Source organism: Mesorhizobium sp. WSM4829 (genome assembly GCF_055811475.1).
Genome location: NZ_JBVVQJ010000067.1, coordinates 1 through 17,450, shown reverse-complemented (window position 1 = coordinate 17,450; position 17,450 = coordinate 1). Strand labels below are relative to the sequence as shown.

General features: G+C 62.1%; 12 protein-coding genes and 1 tRNA gene. All 13 read left to right on the top strand.

Going from position 1 to position 17,450, the window contains the following annotated elements; all coding sequences use genetic code 11:
• Window positions 1-76: EF-Tu C-terminal domain-related protein (locus tag AC0L17_RS33260; protein WP_454589835.1), on the top strand; the 76-nt coding region annotated here is incomplete at its 5' end.
• 240 nt (window positions 77-316) lie between these two features.
• Window positions 317-2,080, top strand: a complete 1,764-nt coding sequence (locus AC0L17_RS33255; RefSeq protein ID WP_473518828.1) for a COG3904 family protein — start codon at window positions 317-319, stop codon at window positions 2,078-2,080.
• Window positions 2,081-2,283: 203 nt separating this feature from the next.
• Entirely contained in the window at window positions 2,284-3,951 is a 1,668-nt protein-coding gene (locus AC0L17_RS33250; RefSeq protein WP_473518827.1) for a COG3904 family protein, read from the top strand.
• Between the two features lie 112 nt (window positions 3,952-4,063).
• Window positions 4,064-4,573, top strand: a complete 510-nt coding sequence (locus AC0L17_RS33245) for a metal-dependent hydrolase (protein WP_473518829.1) — start codon at window positions 4,064-4,066, stop codon at window positions 4,571-4,573.
• A gap of 35 nt (window positions 4,574-4,608) precedes the next feature.
• Window positions 4,609-4,684 (top strand) — tRNA-Trp (locus tag AC0L17_RS33240).
• Between the two features lie 373 nt (window positions 4,685-5,057).
• Window positions 5,058-5,261, top strand: a complete 204-nt coding sequence (gene secE / locus AC0L17_RS33235) for a preprotein translocase subunit SecE (RefSeq protein ID WP_013531408.1) — start codon at window positions 5,058-5,060, stop codon at window positions 5,259-5,261.
• Window positions 5,262-5,288: 27 nt separating this feature from the next.
• On the top strand, window positions 5,289-5,816 hold the full coding sequence (gene nusG, locus AC0L17_RS33230; protein WP_006333333.1) for a transcription termination/antitermination protein NusG: 528 nt from the start codon (window positions 5,289-5,291) through the stop codon (window positions 5,814-5,816).
• A 169-nt stretch (window positions 5,817-5,985) separates the two neighbouring features.
• On the top strand, window positions 5,986-6,414 hold the full coding sequence (gene rplK, locus AC0L17_RS33225) for a 50S ribosomal protein L11 (RefSeq protein ID WP_023798121.1): 429 nt from the start codon (window positions 5,986-5,988) through the stop codon (window positions 6,412-6,414).
• 4 nt (window positions 6,415-6,418) lie between these two features.
• A complete protein-coding gene (gene rplA / locus AC0L17_RS33220) occupies window positions 6,419-7,117 on the top strand; it encodes a 50S ribosomal protein L1 (RefSeq protein ID WP_027155818.1) in 699 nt (232 codons plus the stop codon).
• A gap of 412 nt (window positions 7,118-7,529) precedes the next feature.
• On the top strand, window positions 7,530-8,048 hold the full coding sequence (gene rplJ / locus AC0L17_RS33215) for a 50S ribosomal protein L10 (RefSeq protein WP_023798119.1): 519 nt from the start codon (window positions 7,530-7,532) through the stop codon (window positions 8,046-8,048).
• Between the two features lie 54 nt (window positions 8,049-8,102).
• Complete coding sequence (gene rplL / locus AC0L17_RS33210; protein ID WP_023680442.1) at window positions 8,103-8,480, top strand: 50S ribosomal protein L7/L12; 378 nt, start codon at window positions 8,103-8,105, stop codon at window positions 8,478-8,480.
• Between the two features lie 253 nt (window positions 8,481-8,733).
• Window positions 8,734-12,870, top strand: coding sequence for a DNA-directed RNA polymerase subunit beta (rpoB, locus tag AC0L17_RS33205; RefSeq protein ID WP_473518826.1), 4,137 nt, complete (start codon window positions 8,734-8,736; stop codon window positions 12,868-12,870).
• A 136-nt stretch (window positions 12,871-13,006) separates the two neighbouring features.
• Entirely contained in the window at window positions 13,007-17,203 is a 4,197-nt protein-coding gene (rpoC, locus tag AC0L17_RS33200) for a DNA-directed RNA polymerase subunit beta' (protein ID WP_091591775.1), read from the top strand.
• Window positions 17,204-17,450 lie beyond the last annotated feature (247 nt).

The following is a 17,450-nucleotide window of genomic DNA, read 5'->3' as shown; positions in this document are numbered from 1 at the left end:
AGAGAAGCTGCGCTTCGCCATCCGTGAAGGCGGCCGCACCGTCGGTGCCGGCATCGTCGTCACCATCAAAGAGTAATCGACGCCGGCATTTGTCGGATCGACAGGGAAGGGCGGTCTTCGGGCCGCCCTATTCAGTTTACTGGGTCCGCGCAGAAAAAATCTTGCGCGGTCGTTTCAAAGCTGTTGCACGCACCACCGCCGCAACTATTATAGGTTGCATCGAGGGGGGCTTTTGCCAAGCGTGGTTTGGGGACGCCGTTTAAGGAGTATGGCCGCGTGGTGGCGCGGGCTGGTTCGCTTGGTGCCGGTGGTCGCAATGGCGATGGCTGCCTTTGCGGCGAAGGCCGAGGATGTCTTCCCGAAATGGTCCGATCCGGAGGCTTGGACCGATGGTTTCTCCGAGATGCGGTTCATCGTCGTGCGCAGCAGCGCCACCGGCTGCGAGCCAAACTGTCCGGAATGGATTTCTGCCGAAGGCGCAATCGAGGCAGGTACGCCAGCTAAACTCAAGCGTATATTGAAGACACTCGGCCGCCGCCAACTGCCGATTATCGTCAATTCCCCCGGCGGCAATGTCGGCGCGGCGCTCCAACTCGGCCGAATAATCCGAAAGAATAAGCTCGATATCGCAATTGGCACGACCAGTTTTACAGAATGCTGGCCAGGCGCAGTGGGATGCCCGGCCGACGACGGCAAGGGCGCTGCACATTTCGGCGTCGCTTCTGACGGCGGCGCCATGTGTAATTCCGCCTGTCCACTGATGTTCGCTGGAGGCGTCCGCCGGGTGGCCGGTGGCTGGGCCTATCTGGGTGTTCATCAGATCACCACCACCTATTTCCCCAGCACAAAGCACTATCGAACCACCTATCGCGTAGTGCGGGGCAAAAAATACCGGGTCACTACAGAAACCGTCACTCAAGGCGAAAGCCACAAGACCTATGAAATGAGCAAGGCGCTCGCAAGGAAGCTATCGGCCTATCTCCGGGAGATGGGAGTGGGACAGGGCGTTCTTGACGTAATGAAAGCCACGCCTGCCAGTGATATGCGGCAGATCGTCCTCAATGATATGATGGCGACGAAATTGGTCACCAGCATGGACACTGTAGATCTGCTGACCAGCTCAAGCATGTGCTCGCTCGACAAGTCGGCACCGACTTGCCGCCAACTACCGGCGAATGCCAAGCCGGCCGAGGTGGCAGCAATCGAGCCGAAGGCCGGACCTTCTCAACCGGCTCAAGTGCCACTTTCTCAGCCCGCCAAGGCGGCTCCTCAGCCGATTGAGGCAGCGCCAGGGAACGAGGCGCCGGACAAGGGCTTCATACTCGTTCGCGGCAGCAATCCGATGTGCGAGCCCCACTGTCCGGAATGGATGTGGGTTCTGCCGCTCGGGGCAGTGCCAGGGAACGGGGCACCCGAGATGAGCTTCGTCGTGGTTCGTGGCAGCAATTCGTCCTGCAATCCCGACTGTCCGGAATGGATATCGGCCCAAGGCGTAATCACGAGCCAGACCCCGCAGAAGCTGCGCCATTTCCTCGCCACGCTTGGCAACCGGCGGCTGCCCATAGTGGTTAGCTCGCGAGGTGGCGACTTATTTGGCGCCTTGGCGGCCGGGAGGATTATCCACGAGAGGAGGCTCGACGTCGCCGTTGCTCGCACCGTTTTCGTTGGCTGCGACCCGGGAGAGTGGAGTTGCCTGGCCAAAGACGGTGCATATGCCGGAGTGGCCAGCGATGCGAAAGGCGACTGCGATTCGGCCTGCGCGCTGATGCTGGCGGGCGGCGTCAGGCGGCTTGTCGGTTCATGGGCGCTGCTCAGCCTGGGCCTGATGGGACAAAACCAGCTGATCAAGACTTACCTTGACGAGATGGCAATCAACCCTGATCTGTTCATGGCGCTTCAGCGCATTCCGGTCGAGCACCAACTCGAACCTGACACGATGCTGAAGCTTGGCCTGACGACGGGTCCTCATTCCGTGGACGAACTGACCGGCGCCACCATTTGCAAGTCGCTGCCGAAGCCCGACAATTGCAGGGTCACGCCGTCAACCAACGCCGAAGCCGCGGCGCCCCCGAGGCTGTAGCTTCGCGTCGGCCAATAATCGGCGTCGGCGTTGCCGGCCGATATCCGATGCAAAGGGCGGTCCTCGGGCTGCCCTTTTTGCTTATTCGCGTACACCCGGCTTGCCTTTTTAGGTACGGCCGGCGCTTGCGCCATCGTCGCAAAACGCTGTTGCAAGCCGGCAAAGCTGAACTACTATAGGTCGCATTGCGGGGGGCTTCCCGAATGGTTTCGTGGCACCGTCTGAATGGCCAGGCATGGTGGATGCTTGGGATGATCTTGCTGGCGTCGTTCCTGGTCATGGGACACGCTGCCTTCGCGGCGAATACCAAAAAATCCGCGCCGGATCTTGGTCCGACGATGCGGTTTGTCGTCGTCCGCAGCAGCGCGCCTGGTTGCGAACCGACCTGCCCGGAATGGATATCGGCTGAAGGCTCGATAGAGGCCGGCACGCCGGCCCTGTTCAAGCGCACGCTCAAGGGGCTTGGTGGCCGAAAACTGCCCGTTGTCGTGGATTCTCCCGGCGGCAACGTCGAAGCGGCGCTGGCGCTTGGCCGGCTGCTGCGCAAGAACAAGCTCGATATCGCGGTCGGCAAAACCCGGTTCACCGGTTGCCAGCCCGATGCCAGGGACTGCAAGCAAAACGACGGCAAGGGCGCTCGCTACTTCGGCAATGCCTATGCCGACGGCGCCATCTGCAATTCCGCCTGTCCGCTGATGTTTGCCGGCGGCATCAAGCGCGTCGTCGGGCAATGGGCCTTTCTCGGCGTGCATCAGATCACCACGACCTACATCCGCACGAAATTGCAGTACCGGACCACTTATCGCGTGGTCGGAGGCAAGAAGAAGATCCTCAGCAAGAAGATCGTCGGCCGCAAGAACGCCGGCAGCTACAAGACCTACGAGATGAGCAAGTCGGTGGAGAAAAGACTGGCTGCCTATCTGAACGAAATGGGCGTCGGCCAGGCCGTGCTCGAGACGATGAAGAACACGCCGGCCAGCAGCATCCAGCAGCTGGCTCCCTACGACATGCTGCAGGCGAAGCTGGTGACCAGCCTGGATGCCGTCGACCTGCTGATCGCGCCAACCCTGTGCAACACCGATCCGGTGGCCGCGAACTGCAGGGAAATACCGGCGCCGGCCGGCGACGTGGTGGCGTACGCCAAACCCGCTCCCCCCGCTCCGGTCGAACCTGAAACCGGGCAGCCGGCCGATGTTGGCGATATGCGCTTCGTCCTGGTTCGCGGCAGAAGTTTTCTCTGCGATCCCAATTGTCCCGAATGGATCTCGGCGGAAGGCACGATCAGCGCTCAAACGCCGGAACGGCTGCGCCAACTGCTGGACACGATCGGTGACCGGCGACTTCCCGTGGTGATCAACTCGCCGGGAGGCGACGTGCTCGGCGCTCTGGCCGCCGGAAGGTTGATCCGAGAACGCAAGCTCGACGTGGCGGTTGCGCGGACGGACTTCATTGGATGCGAGCCGGACAAGGTGGATTGCACCGCCGAGGATGGCGTCCATGTCGGGCTGACGATCGATGCGAGCGGCGCGTGTGGCGCGGCCTGTCCGATCATGCTTGCCGGCGGTGTCAGACGCCTTGTCGGTCCTCGCGCGCAGTTGACCGTGCACCCGATCGGGTTGGAGCAGCGGGTCAAAACCTATCTCAGGGATATGGCGGTCGGATCCGGTCTGCTGGTGGCGATGCGGTCGGTGCCGGCCTCGCGCCATCGGCAGCTCGAACCCGAGATAATGCTGAAAGTCGGGCTGACGACCGGGCTTGGTTCGGCCGATGAATTTACCGGTCCGACCATCTGCAAGTCGCAGCCAGTGCCGGAGAATTGCCGCGTCGTGTCGACGTCCGAGGTTCAGGCCGAGGCGGCCGTCAAGCTGTAAGGCGCAGTCACGCCCCAGCCCAGCGCGATAGGGCGAGGCGGGGTAGTCCTTCCTGAATGCGCCACAATCCGCCGCGACGTTCGACCGATTCGGCAATGAACAAGGTTTGACGATGCTGATCGCTCATCTTCCGGCTGGCTACATACTCGGTACTTTCGTGGGAAATCGTTGGCCCGGCAGATCGGGGATCATGGCGGCGGCAATGCTCGGCAGCGTCGTCCCGGACCTCGACATGGTCTATTTCCATTTTGTCGATGGCGGACGAACCCATCACCACGCCTACGTCACGCACTGGCCGCTCTTCTGGGCAGCGGTTGGCCTTGTGGCAGTGTCGGTCACGAAATGGCGGGATCCGCGATATCTGGCCCCCGTCGGCGCCTTCTTTGCCGCCGCAATGATACACATGATCCTGGACTCAGTGGCGTCGCCTATCATGTGGCTAATGCCGTTCGACCGGCGCGCGCTCGAACTCATCACGGTCCCGGCGATGTATCGCAACTGGGTCATGAGCTTCATGTTGCATTGGACTTTTGCCCTCGAACTTCTGATATGCGCCTGGGCGCTGGCCCTCGGATTTCGACGATTGCAGCCCGGCGCGGCCACGCCTGAAAACTCGACTTGAGTTCTTGTCCGCTTTATGAAATAGCAGCGCGCGATACGGGCATAGCTCAGTTGGTAGAGCGGCGGTCTCCAAAACCGCAGGTCGTAGGTTCGAGCCCTGCTGCCCGTGCCATTTTTCGAAATGGCCAATTCATGAAAAGATTTCTGGTCTTCCGCGCATCGACCTTTTGAAAATCGCGCGGTGGCTTGCCATATAGGCTGTCTTAAGGCATAAGAGCGCCATAGCCGGAACGGGACGACTGGATGGTTCCGAGGCGGCGTTTGGCATAAAGCGGACACTTGCCACTTGCGTGGATCAAGAATCGGTTTTATGTAGACGAAACAGACACGCGACGCGTGGAGCTGGGAAGCCGGCTTTACGCGTCCGATTTGCATGGGCGAAATGATTGCGCTGATTCGGCGCGAACACAGGCTCAGGCGGCACATCCCGGCCAGCGGGATCATCCAGGAGATCCGGTCAACGGGTCTTGCAGACAGAGCGGCACATGGCTTCGAAAACCACAAATCCATTCGTCTTTCTCCAGCAGGTTCGCGCGGAGACCGCCAAGGTGACTTGGCCGTCGCGTCGCGAAACGATGATCTCGACGGTGATGGTTCTGGCGTTCGCTGTGATCGCGATGATCTTTTTCTTTACTGCCGATCAGCTCATGGGCCTCGCGGTCGAGCAGATTCTGGGCATTGGACGCTGAGTCCGGCGATTACGGAGAAGCCTTGAAATGACTGCGCGGTGGTACATCGTCCACGCCTATTCGAACTTTGAAAAAAAGGTCGCTGAGGACATCGAGAACAAGGCCAAGCAGAAAGGCCTGTCCGCTGACATCGAGCAGATCGTGGTGCCTACCGAGAAGGTCGTCGAGATACGCCGCGGCCGCAAGGTCGATGCCGAGCGCAAGTTCTTCCCGGGCTACGTGCTGCTGAAGGCCAACCTGACCGACGCAGTGTTCTCGCTCGTGAAGAACACGCCGAAGGTCACCGGCTTCCTGGGTGATTCGAAGCCGGTGCCGATCACCGAGGCCGAGGCCCAGCGCATCCTGAACCAGGTGCAGGAAGGCGTCGAGCGGCCGAAGCCGTCGGTCACTTTCGAGATCGGCGAGGCGATCCGCGTCTCGGACGGTCCGTTCGCCTCGTTCAACGGTTTCGTCCAGGAAGTGGACGAGGAGCGGGCGCGGCTCAAGGTGGAAGTTTCGATCTTCGGGCGCGCCGTGCCGGTCGATCTCGAATTCGGACAGGTCGAAAAGGGCTGATCCGGAATCCTTGTCGCCAATTCGGCGGTGAGGGAGGCGGCGTGGAAATCGCCGCCAAAACGGGTGGGAGGCGAATGCGGCTTTAGCCCGCTGCAGGAACCGCACCACCAGACTGCAACCGCCGGTGTTGCCCAGATTTGGGGCCGGCATGAGATAAAGGCAGGAAGAGATGGCTAAGAAAATTGCAGGCCAGCTCAAGCTCCAGGTTTCCGCGGGCTCGGCGACGCCGTCGCCCCCGATCGGACCGGCGCTTGGTCAGCGCGGCATCAACATCATGGAGTTCTGCAAGGCGTTCAACGCGCAGACCCAGGAAATGGAAAAGGGATCGCCGGTTCCGGTCGTGATCACCTACTACCAGGACAAGTCGTTCACCTTCGTCATGAAGACGCCGCCGGTGAGCTACTTCCTGAAGAAGGCCGCAAACCTGAAGTCGGGCTCGAAGGAGCCGGGCAAGGTCAAGGCCGGCACGATCGGCCGCGACAAGGTGCGCGCCATCGCCGAGCAGAAGATGAAGGATCTGAACGCGACCGATATCGAGGGGGCCATGCGCATGGTCGAGGGCTCCGCCCGCTCGATGGGTCTGGAAGTGGTGGGCTGAGATCATGGCAAAGATTGCAAAGCGTGTATCGAAGACCCGCGAAGGCATCGATCCCAACAAGGCCTATGCCTTGGGTGATGCGCTGAAGCTGCTCAAGGACCGGTCCTCGGTGAAGTTCGACGAGACCGTTGAAATCGCGATGAACCTGGGTGTCGACCCGCGCCATGCCGACCAGATGGTCCGTGGCGTGGTCAACCTGCCGAACGGCACCGGCCGTACCGTCCGCGTCGCGGTTTTCGCGCGTGGCGACAAGGCCGAGGAAGCCAAGGCGGCCGGCGCCGATATCGTTGGCGCCGAGGATCTGGTCGACATCGTCCAGAAGGGCACGATCGACTTCGATCGCTGCATCGCCACGCCGGACATGATGCCGCTGGTCGGCCGTCTGGGCAAGGTGCTCGGCCCGCGTGGCATGATGCCGAACCCGAAGGTCGGCACTGTCACCACCGACGTTACCGCCGCCGTCAAGGCGTCGAAGGGTGGCGCGGTCGAGTTCCGCGTCGAGAAGGCCGGCATCGTTCATGGCGGCGTCGGCAAGATCTCGTTCGACGTCAAGGCGCTGGAAGAGAATGTTCGCGCCTTCGCTGACGCCGTCACCAAGGCGAAGCCGGCTGGCGCCAAGGGCAACTACGTCAAGAAGGTGTCGGTCACCTCGACGATGGGCCCTGGTCTCAAGCTCGACGTCTCGACGCTGGCAGCGTCCTGATACGAACCATTCGGATCTGCCGCTAAAGGGCTGATCCGCAAACAGAATTCCGGGCCTCCGATTTATCTTGGCGGCCCGGTACCGGAAGTCGGAAGGCTTCCGGACATCCTGTCCGAGATTGCGGGCGGCCCCAGGCCTTGGTTCAAGGGGGGCCTTAATTCATGTGGGCCTGCATGAGACGGGTGAAGACCGGACAACGGAGCGACTGCTCCAATGAAAGGTTCGAACCGTGTTTGCCTTTTGTCTGCGCACCATTCGGCTTGCCGGCTGGTGTGGCGAAAGGGGGCAGGATCCTCGAGCGTCGTTCGGGAGATCCGTTACTGGATGGCCCGGCCGGCAAAAGGCAACCCGACACCTGTCCTCGTAATGGGAATGTTCCCGTTAACAGGATTGGGTCAACTGGAGATAGGCAGTGGACAGAGCGGAAAAACGCGAACTCGTCACGGGCCTGAATGAAGCGTTTTCGGGCGCTGGTTCAGTCGTCGTGGCCCACTACGCCGGTATTACCGTCGCGCAAATGAACGACCTTCGGTCGAAAATGCGTGTCGCCGGTGGCACCGTCAAAGTCGCGAAGAACCGTCTCGCCAAAATCGCTCTTCAGGGCACGGACTCCGCATCGATCATCGACCTGTTCAAGGGACAGACGCTGATCGCCTATTCGGAGGATCCGATTGCGGCGCCGAAGGTCGCGTCCGATTTCGCCAAGGGAAATGACAAGCTCGTCATTCTCGGCGGCGCAATGGGCACCACCTCGCTCAACGCCGACGGTGTGAAGGCACTCGCCACACTTCCGTCGCTCGATGAGCTGCGCGCCAGGCTGGTTGGCATGATCGCCACGCCGGCAACCCGGATCGCCCAGATCGTCAATGCGCCTGCGGCTTCGGTCGCGCGTGTCATCGGCGCTTACGCCCGGAAGGACGAGGCGGCATGAGGCCGTTCCTCGCTATCACAAACACACGTTCGAACCTTATGAAGGAATATTGCAATGGCTGATCTGGCAAAGATCGTAGACGACCTTTCGAAGCTGACCGTCCTCGAGGCGGCCGAGCTGTCGAAGCTTCTGGAAGAAAAGTGGGGCGTTTCCGCTGCTGCTCCGGTGGCGGTTGCTGCCGCCGGCGGTGCTGCGGCTGCTGCTGCTCCGGTCGAGGAAAAGACGGAATTCGACGTCGTCCTCACCGAGGCGGGCGCTCAGAAGATCAACGTCATCAAGGAAGTTCGCGCCATCACCGGTCTTGGCCTCAAGGAAGCCAAGGACCTGGTCGAGGCGGCTCCGAAGCCGGTCAAGGAAGCTGTTTCCAAGGCCGACGCGGACAAGTTCAAGGCCCAGCTGGAAGCTGCCGGCGCCAAGGTCGAACTGAAGTAAGCGTTTGATATCGGCGGGCGGCTTCGCGCCGTCCGCCGCTCCCTTGGCGCGAAGGGAGGCTGCGTAACGCGAAGAGTACGAAAACCTCTTTCCTGAAGGCCGTAAACCGGCCTTCAGGAAACGGGTTTTCTCCCGTTTTGGCCGGCCACCGACAGGTGGCGGGTGAACAAATAAAGGCCGCCGCCGAAGGTGGCCGAGAATGCAAGGCGAGCCGCGGCGAGGCTCGCCCCGAGAATCGAGCTAAGGAGCGACGATGGCCCAGACACAAACTTTCAATGGCCGCAGACGCGTACGCAAATTCTTCGGAAAGATTCCGGAAGTTGCGGAGATGCCGAACCTGATCGAGGTTCAGAAGGCATCCTATGACCAGTTCCTGATGGTCGAGGAGCCCAAGGGCGGGCGTCCTGACGAGGGGCTGCAGGCGGTTTTCAAATCGGTGTTCCCGATTTCCGACTTTTCCGGCTCCTCGATGCTGGAATTCGTGAAGTACGAGTTCGAAGCACCGAAATTCGACGTTGACGAATGCCGTCAGCGCGACCTGACCTATGCCGCGCCACTCAAGGTGACGCTGCGCCTCATCGTGTTCGATATCGACGAGGATACCGGCGCCAAGTCGATCAAGGACATCAAGGAGCAGGACGTCTATATGGGCGACATGCCGCTCATGACCTTGAACGGCACCTTCATCGTCAATGGCACCGAGCGCGTCATCGTCTCGCAGATGCACCGTTCGCCGGGCGTCTTCTTCGACCATGACAAGGGCAAGTCGCACTCGTCGGGCAAGCTGCTGTTTGCCGCGCGCGTCATCCCCTATCGCGGATCGTGGCTCGACATCGAGTTCGACTCGAAGGACGTCGTGCACGCCCGCATCGACCGCCGCCGCAAGATTCCGGTGACGTCGCTGCTGATGGCGCTCGGCATGGACGCCGAGGAGATCCTGTCGACCTTCTACAACAAGATCACCTACAAGCGCGCCGGCGACCACTGGCGCATCCCGTTCAACGTCGAGCGTTTCCGCGGCCTCAAGGCTGTCGGCGACCTGATCGATGCAGACACCAACGAGGTCGTCGTCGAGGCCGGCAAGAAGATCACCGCACGCCAGGCTCGTCAGCTCGGCGAAAAGGGTCTCAAGGCGATCAAGGCGACCGACGAGGATCTGCTCGGCAACTACCTTGCCGAGGACATCGTCAACTATGCGACCGGCGAGATTTTCCTCGAGGCCGGCGACGAGATCGACGAAAAGACGCTAAAAGTGCTTCTCGCCGCCGGCGACGACGAGATCAAGGTTCTCGACATCGACCACGTCAATGTCGGCGCCTATATCCGCAACACGCTCAACGTCGACAAGAACGAGAGCCGCCAGGACGCGCTGTTCGACATCTACCGCGTCATGCGCCCCGGCGAGCCGCCGACGCTGGAAACCGCCGAAGCCATGTTCAACTCGCTGTTCTTCGACAGCGAGCGCTATGACCTGTCGGCCGTCGGCCGCGTCAAGATGAACATGCGCCTCGAGCTCAAGGCCGAGGACACCGTGCGAGTGCTGCGCAAGGACGACATCCTGGCCGTGGTCAAGACGCTGGTCGAACTGCGTGATGGCAAGGGTGAGATCGACGACATCGACAATCTCGGCAATCGCCGCGTGCGCTCGGTCGGCGAGCTGATGGAGAACCAGTACCGCGTCGGCCTCTTGCGCATGGAGCGCGCGATCAAGGAACGCATGTCCTCGATCGAGATCGATACGGTGATGCCGCAGGACCTGATCAACGCCAAGCCGGCGGCTGCCGCCGTGCGCGAGTTCTTCGGTTCCTCGCAGTTGTCGCAGTTCATGGACCAGACCAACCCGCTGTCGGAGATCACCCACAAGCGCCGTCTCTCGGCGCTTGGACCCGGTGGCCTGACCCGCGAGCGCGCCGGCTTCGAGGTGCGCGACGTGCATCCGACGCATTACGGCCGCATCTGCCCGATCGAGACGCCGGAAGGCCCGAACATCGGTCTGATCAACTCGCTGGCCACATTTGCGCGCGTCAACAAGTATGGCTTCATCGAGAGCCCGTACCGCAAGATCGTCAACGGCAAGCTGACCAATGAGGTCGTCTATCTCTCCGCGATGGAAGAGGCCAAGCACCACGTCGCCCAGGCCAATGCCGAGCTCGACAAGAATGGTGGTTTCGTCGACGAATTCGTCATTTGCCGCAATGCCGGCGAAGTGATGATGGCGCCGCGCGAAAACGTCGATCTGATGGACGTGTCGCCGAAGCAGATGGTGTCGGTGGCCGCGGCCCTGATCCCGTTCCTCGAGAACGACGACGCCAACCGCGCGCTGATGGGCTCGAACATGCAGCGTCAGGCCGTGCCGCTGGTGCGCGCCGAAGCGCCGTTCGTCGGCACCGGCATGGAGCCGATCGTCGCCCGTGACTCCGGCGCCGCCATCGGCGCCCGCCGCGGCGGCATCGTCGACCAGGTCGACGCGACGCGTATCGTCATCCGCGCCACCGAAGATCTCGATCCCGGCAAGTCGGGCGTCGACATCTACCGGCTGATGAAGTTCCAGCGTTCGAACCAGAACACCTGCATCAACCAGCGTCCGCTGGTGCGCATGGGCGACCTCGTCAACAAGGGCGACATCATCGCCGACGGTCCGTCGACCGAGCTTGGCGATCTGGCGCTCGGCCGCAACGTGCTGGTCGCGTTCATGCCGTGGAACGGTTACAACTACGAGGACTCGATCCTCTTGTCCGAGCGCATCGTCGCCGACGACGTCTTCACCTCGATCCACATCGAGGAGTTCGAGGTCATGGCGCGCGATACCAAGCTCGGGCCGGAGGAAATCACCCGCGACATTCCCAATGTCTCGGAAGAAGCGCTGAAGAACCTCGACGAGGCTGGCATCGTCTATATCGGTGCCGAAGTGCAGCCGGGCGACATTCTGGTCGGCAAGATCACGCCGAAGGGCGAAAGCCCGATGACGCCGGAAGAAAAGCTTCTGCGCGCCATTTTTGGCGAAAAGGCATCGGACGTGCGTGACACTTCCATGCGCATGCCGCCCGGAACCTTCGGCACCGTCGTCGAAGTGCGCGTCTTCAACCGCCACGGCGTGGAGAAGGACGAGCGCGCCATGGCGATCGAGCGCGAGGAGATCGAACGCCTCGCCAAGGACCGCGACGACGAGCAGGCGATCCTCGACCGCAATGTCTATTCGCGCCTGTCCGACGTTCTCGTCGGCAAGGATGCGATTGCCGGGCCGAAGGGTTTCAAAAAGGGCTCGAAGCTGTCGAAGGACACGCTCGACGAGTATCCGCGTTCGCAGTGGTGGCAGTTTGCGGTGGAGAACGAAAAGCTCCAGAGCGAACTGGAAGCCCTGCGCGGCCAGTACGACGATTCCAAGAAGGCGCTCGAACAGCGCTTCATGGACAAGGTCGAGAAGGTGCAGCGCGGCGACGAGATGCCTCCCGGCGTCATGAAGATGGTCAAGGTCTTCGTGGCCGTGAAGCGCAAGATGCAGCCCGGCGACAAGATGGCCGGCCGGCACGGCAACAAGGGTGTCGTGTCGCGGATCGTTCCGGTCGAGGACATGCCGTTCCTCGAGGACGGCACGCATGCCGATATCGTGCTCAACCCGCTGGGTGTGCCGAGCCGCATGAATGTCGGCCAGATCCTGGAGACGCATCTGGGCTGGGCTTGCGCCGGAATGGGCAGGAAGATCGGCGAGTTGATCGACGCCTACAAGACAGGCGGCGACATCAAGCCGCTGCGCAAGACGCTCGAGAGCTTCATGCCGGCCAACGACCGCAACGAGCCGGTCCGCGACTATGACGACGACAGCGTCGTTCGCCTCAGCGAGCAGATGCGCCGCGGCGTCTCCATCGCGACACCGGTGTTCGACGGCGCGCACGAGGCCGACATCAACATCATGCTGGAGCAGGCGGGCCTGCACACCAGCGGTCAGTCGCAGCTCTATGACGGACGCACCGGCGAGCCGTTCGATCGCAAAGTGACGATGGGCTACATATATATGCTCAAGCTTCACCATCTTGTGGACGACAAGATCCACGCGCGTTCGATCGGGCCGTACTCGCTCGTTACCCAGCAGCCGCTGGGCGGCAAGGCGCAGTTCGGTGGCCAGCGCTTCGGCGAGATGGAGGTCTGGGCGCTCGAAGCGTACGGCGCCGCCTACACGCTGCAGGAGATGCTGACGGTGAAGTCGGACGACGTCGCCGGCCGCACCAAGGTCTACGAGGCGATCGTCAGAGGCGACGACACCTTCGAGGCCGGCATCCCCGAGAGCTTCAACGTTCTCGTCAAGGAAATGCGGTCTCTGGGCCTCAATGTCGAGCTGGAGAACACCAAGCTCGACGACAACCCGATCCGGCTGCCCGACGCGGCCGAATAAGCAAGACGCTTGGTCGCGGGAGAGGGCTCCCGCGACTGAGCGCACCAAATTTTCGACCGATGGTCGACCAAGTCGGCGGGCGTTTGGCCCGCGCTAGATGCAAGGGGTTTTCGATGACCCCGAAAAGGAGAACGGCATGAACCAAGAGGTCATGAATCTCTTCAATCCCCAGGCGCCTGCACAGGTGTTCGATTCCATCCGGATTTCGCTCGCCAGCCCTGAGAAGATTCTGTCCTGGTCGTTCGGCGAGATCAAGAAGCCGGAAACCATCAACTACCGCACCTTCAAGCCGGAGCGCGACGGCCTGTTCTGCGCGCGCATTTTCGGCCCGATCAAGGACTACGAGTGCCTGTGCGGCAAGTACAAGCGCATGAAGTACAAGGGCGTCATCTGCGAGAAGTGCGGCGTCGAAGTCACGCTGTCGCGCGTCCGTCGCGAGCGCATGGGCCATATCGAGCTGGCCGCGCCGGTCGCCCATATCTGGTTCCTGAAGTCGCTGCCGTCGCGTATCGGCACGCTGCTCGACATGACGCTGAAGGACATCGAGCGCGTTCTCTACTTCGAGAACTACATCGTCACCGAGCCCGGCCTCACCGCGCTGAAGGAGCACCAGCTCCTCAGCGAGGAAGAGTACATGATGGCCGTCGACGAATATGGCGAGGATTCGTTCACCGCCATGATCGGCGCCGAGGCCATCCACGACCTTCTGGCCGGCATGGACCTGGAGAAGATCGCCGGCGACCTGCGTTCGGAGCTGGCTTCGACCACGTCCGAGCTCAAGCAGAAGAAGTATCTGAAGCGGCTCAAGGTCGTCGAGAACTTCATGGAGTCCGGCAACCGTCCGGAATGGATGATCATGAAGGTGGTCCCGGTGATCCCGCCGGACCTGCGCCCGCTGGTTCCCCTGGATGGCGGCCGCTTCGCCACGTCCGATCTCAACGATCTCTATCGCCGCGTCATCAACCGCAACAACCGCCTGAAGCGGCTGATCGAGCTGCGCGCGCCCGGCATCATCGTGCGCAATGAAAAGCGCATGCTGCAGGAAGCCGTCGATGCGCTGTTCGACAACGGCCGTCGCGGCCGCGTCATCACCGGCGCCAACAAGCGTCCGCTGAAGTCGCTGTCCGACATGCTGAAGGGCAAGCAGGGCCGGTTCCGCCAGAACCTGCTCGGCAAGCGCGTCGATTATTCCGGCCGCTCGGTCATCGTGACCGGTCCGGAGCTCAAGCTGCACCAGTGCGGCTTGCCGAAGAAGATGGCGCTCGAACTGTTCAAGCCCTTCATCTATGCCCGTCTCGACGCCAAGGGTTATTCCTCGACCGTCAAGCAGGCGAAGAAGCTGGTCGAGAAGGAGCGTCCGGAGGTCTGGGATATCCTCGACGAGGTCATCCGCGAGCATCCGGTGCTCCTGAACCGTGCGCCGACGCTGCACCGCCTCGGCATCCAGGCGTTCGAGCCGATCCTGATCGAGGGCAAGGCGATCCAGCTTCACCCGCTGGTCTGCACGGCCTTCAACGCCGACTTCGACGGCGACCAGATGGCGGTTCACGTGCCGCTGTCGCTGGAAGCGCAGCTTGAAGCCCGCGTGCTGATGATGTCGACCAACAACATCCTGCACCCGGCTTCCGGCGCGCCGATCATCGTGCCGTCGCAGGACATGGTTCTGGGTCTCTACTATCTCTCGATCGTCAACCAGAACGAGCCGGGCGAGGGCATGGTGTTTGCCGACATGGGCGAACTCCAGCACGCGCTCGAGACCAAGGCGGTGACGCTGCACTCCAAGATCAAGGGCCGCTTCCGCTCGGTCGATGCGGACGGCAAGGTCGTGTCGAAGATCTACGACACCACGCCCGGCCGCATGATCATCGGCGAGCTTCTGCCGAAGAACGTCAATGTGCCGTACGAGACCGCCAACCAGGAGATGACCAAGAAGAACATCTCCAAGATGATCGACACCGTCTACCGCCATTGCGGTCAGAAGGAGACGGTCATTTTCTGCGATCGCATCATGGCCCTCGGCTTCAGCCACGCCTGCCGCGCCGGCATTTCGTTCGGCAAGGACGACATGCTGATCCCGGATGCCAAGATCAAGCTGGTTTCCGACACCGAGGCCTTGGCCAAGGAATACGAGCAGCAGTACAATGACGGCCTGATCACCCAGGGCGAGAAGTACAACAAGGTCGTCGACGCCTGGGCCAAGTGCTCGGAAAAGGTCGCCGACGAGATGATGGCCCGCATCAAGGCGGTCGAGTTCGAGGACAATGGCCGTCAAAAGCCGATGAACTCGATCTACATGATGTCGCACTCCGGTGCGCGCGGCTCGCCCACCCAGATGCGCCAGCTTGCCGGTATGCGCGGCCTGATGGCCAAGCCGAGCGGCGAGATCATCGAAACGCCGATCATCTCGAACTTCAAGGAAGGCCTGACCGTGCTCGAGTACTTCAACTCGACCCACGGCGCCCGCAAGGGTCTGGCCGACACCGCCTTGAAGACGGCGAACTCGGGTTACCTCACCCGTCGTCTGGTGGACGTGGCGCAGGACTGCATCGTCAACTCCGTCGACTGCGGCACCGACAAGGGCCTCACCATGCAGCCGATCGTCGATGCCGGCCAGGTCGTCGCTTCCGTCGGCCAGCGCGTTCTCGGCCGCACGGCGCTCGACGACATCACGCATCCGGTCACCGGTGAGGTTCTGGTCAAGGCCGGAACCCTGATGGACGAACGCGACGTCGAGCAGATCGAAAAGGCTGGCGTCCAGTCGGTCCGCATCCGCTCGGCGCTGACCTGCGACGTCAGGGTCGGTGTCTGCGCGGTCTGCTACGGACGCGATCTGGCCCGCGGCACCCCGGTCAACCAGGGCGAAGCTGTCGGCGTCATCGCGGCGCAGTCGATCGGCGAGCCGGGCACCCAGCTCACCATGCGTACCTTCCACATGGGCGGCACGGCGCAGGTGGTGGACTCGTCGTTCCTTGAAGCCTCGTATGAGGGCAAGGTCGAGATCCGCAACCGCAACGTGGTGCGCAACTCCGACGGCCAGCAGATGGTCATGGGCCGCAACATGGCGGTGCTGATCCTCGACGAGGCCGGCAAGGAGCGCGCCACGCACCGCCTCACCTATGGCTCGCGCATCTTCGTGGACGATGGCGACAAGGTGAAGCGCGGCCAGCGCATCGCCGAGTGGGATCCCTATACCCGCCCGGTCCTCACCGAAATCGAGGGCAAGGTGGCGTTCGAGGATCTGGTCGACGGCATTTCCGTCCAGGAAACGGCCGACGAATCGACCGGCATCACCAAGCGCGAGGTCATCGACTGGCGTTCGACGCCACGCGGCAACGACCTCAAGCCGGCGATCGTCGTCCAGGACGCCAAGGGCAAGGTCGGCAAACTGTCGAAGGGCGGCGACGCTCGCTTCCTGCTCTCGGTCGAGGCCATTCTTTCGGTCGAGCCGGGTGCACAGGTTCGCCCCGGCGACGTGCTGGCGCGTATCCCGATGGAAAGCGCCAAGACCAAGGACATCACCGGTGGTCTGCCGCGTGTTGCCGAACTGTTCGAGGCACGCCGTCCGAAGGATCACGCCATCATCGCTGAGATCGATGGCACGATCCGCTTCGGCCGCGACTACAAGAACAAGCGACGCATCATCATCGAGCCGCATGACTCGACGCTTGAGCCGGTCGAATACCTGATCCCGAAGGGCAAGCCGTTCCATCTCCAGGATGGCGACGTCATCGAGAAGGGCGACTACATCCTCGACGGCAATCCGGCGCCACACGACATCCTGGCGATCAAAGGCGTGGAGGCACTTGCGTCCTACCTCGTCAACGAGATCCAGGAGGTCTACCGTCTGCAGGGCGTGTCGATCAACGACAAGCACATCGAGGTGATCGTTCGCCAGATGCTGCAGAAGGTCGAGATCACTGCGCAGGGCGACTCGACCTACATTCCGGGCGACCACGTCGACGTGATCGAGCTGGAAGAGGTCAACGAGCGCCTGGTCGAGGACGGCAAGAAGCCGGCCGAAGGCCAGCCGGTGCTGTTGGGCATCACCAAGGCCTCGCTGCAGACGCCGTCCTTCATCTCGGCCGCCTCCTTCCAGGAGACGACGCGGGTGCTGACCGAAGCGGCGGTTGCCGGCAAGACCGACATGCTGCAGGGGCTGAAGGAAAACGTCATCGTCGGCCGTCTGATCCCGGCCGGCACCGGCGGCACGATGAGCCAGATCCGGCGCATCGCCACCTCGCGCGACGAGCTGATCATCGACGAGCGCCGCAAGGCGTCGGGCGTCGAGGTCGCCGACCCGATGCTGACCGACATGGCTTCCGCCGCGCAGTAAGCGCGGCGGGTAAGATCTCAGGCAACGAAGCCGTCGGGGCAACCCGGCGGCTTTTTTATATGGTGAAGTTGGGGGATTCTTGCGAAGAGGACCCCCACCCTAACCCTCCCCACAAGTGGGAGGGAACGCTGCCGCGCACCTTTAACTTCGCCTTTGGCGCCGAAAGGCAGGCAATCTGCCGAGGTCGGCGCCAACGGAAATCTCCCTCCCCCTTGTGGGGAGGGGTTAGGGGTGGGGGTACATCGTT

Excerpts from the sequence above, each read along its gene's own strand:
- AC0L17_RS33255 (WP_473518828.1), top strand. The coding sequence starts at position 317 with ATGGCGATGGCTGCCTTTGCGGCGAAGGCCGAGGATGTCTTCCCGAAA.
- AC0L17_RS33250 (WP_473518827.1), top strand. The coding sequence starts at position 2,284 with ATGGTTTCGTGGCACCGTCTGAATGGCCAGGCATGGTGGATGCTTGGG.
- AC0L17_RS33245 (WP_473518829.1), top strand. The coding sequence starts at position 4,064 with ATGCTGATCGCTCATCTTCCGGCTGGCTACATACTCGGTACTTTCGTG.
- secE (WP_013531408.1), top strand. The coding sequence starts at position 5,058 with ATGGCTTCGAAAACCACAAATCCATTCGTCTTTCTCCAGCAGGTTCGC.
- nusG (WP_006333333.1), top strand. The coding sequence starts at position 5,289 with ATGACTGCGCGGTGGTACATCGTCCACGCCTATTCGAACTTTGAAAAA.
- rplK (WP_023798121.1), top strand. The coding sequence starts at position 5,986 with ATGGCTAAGAAAATTGCAGGCCAGCTCAAGCTCCAGGTTTCCGCGGGC.
- rplA (WP_027155818.1), top strand. The coding sequence starts at position 6,419 with ATGGCAAAGATTGCAAAGCGTGTATCGAAGACCCGCGAAGGCATCGAT.
- rplL (WP_023680442.1), top strand. The coding sequence starts at position 8,103 with ATGGCTGATCTGGCAAAGATCGTAGACGACCTTTCGAAGCTGACCGTC.
- rpoB (WP_473518826.1), top strand. The coding sequence starts at position 8,734 with ATGGCCCAGACACAAACTTTCAATGGCCGCAGACGCGTACGCAAATTC.
- rpoC (WP_091591775.1), top strand. The coding sequence starts at position 13,007 with ATGAACCAAGAGGTCATGAATCTCTTCAATCCCCAGGCGCCTGCACAG.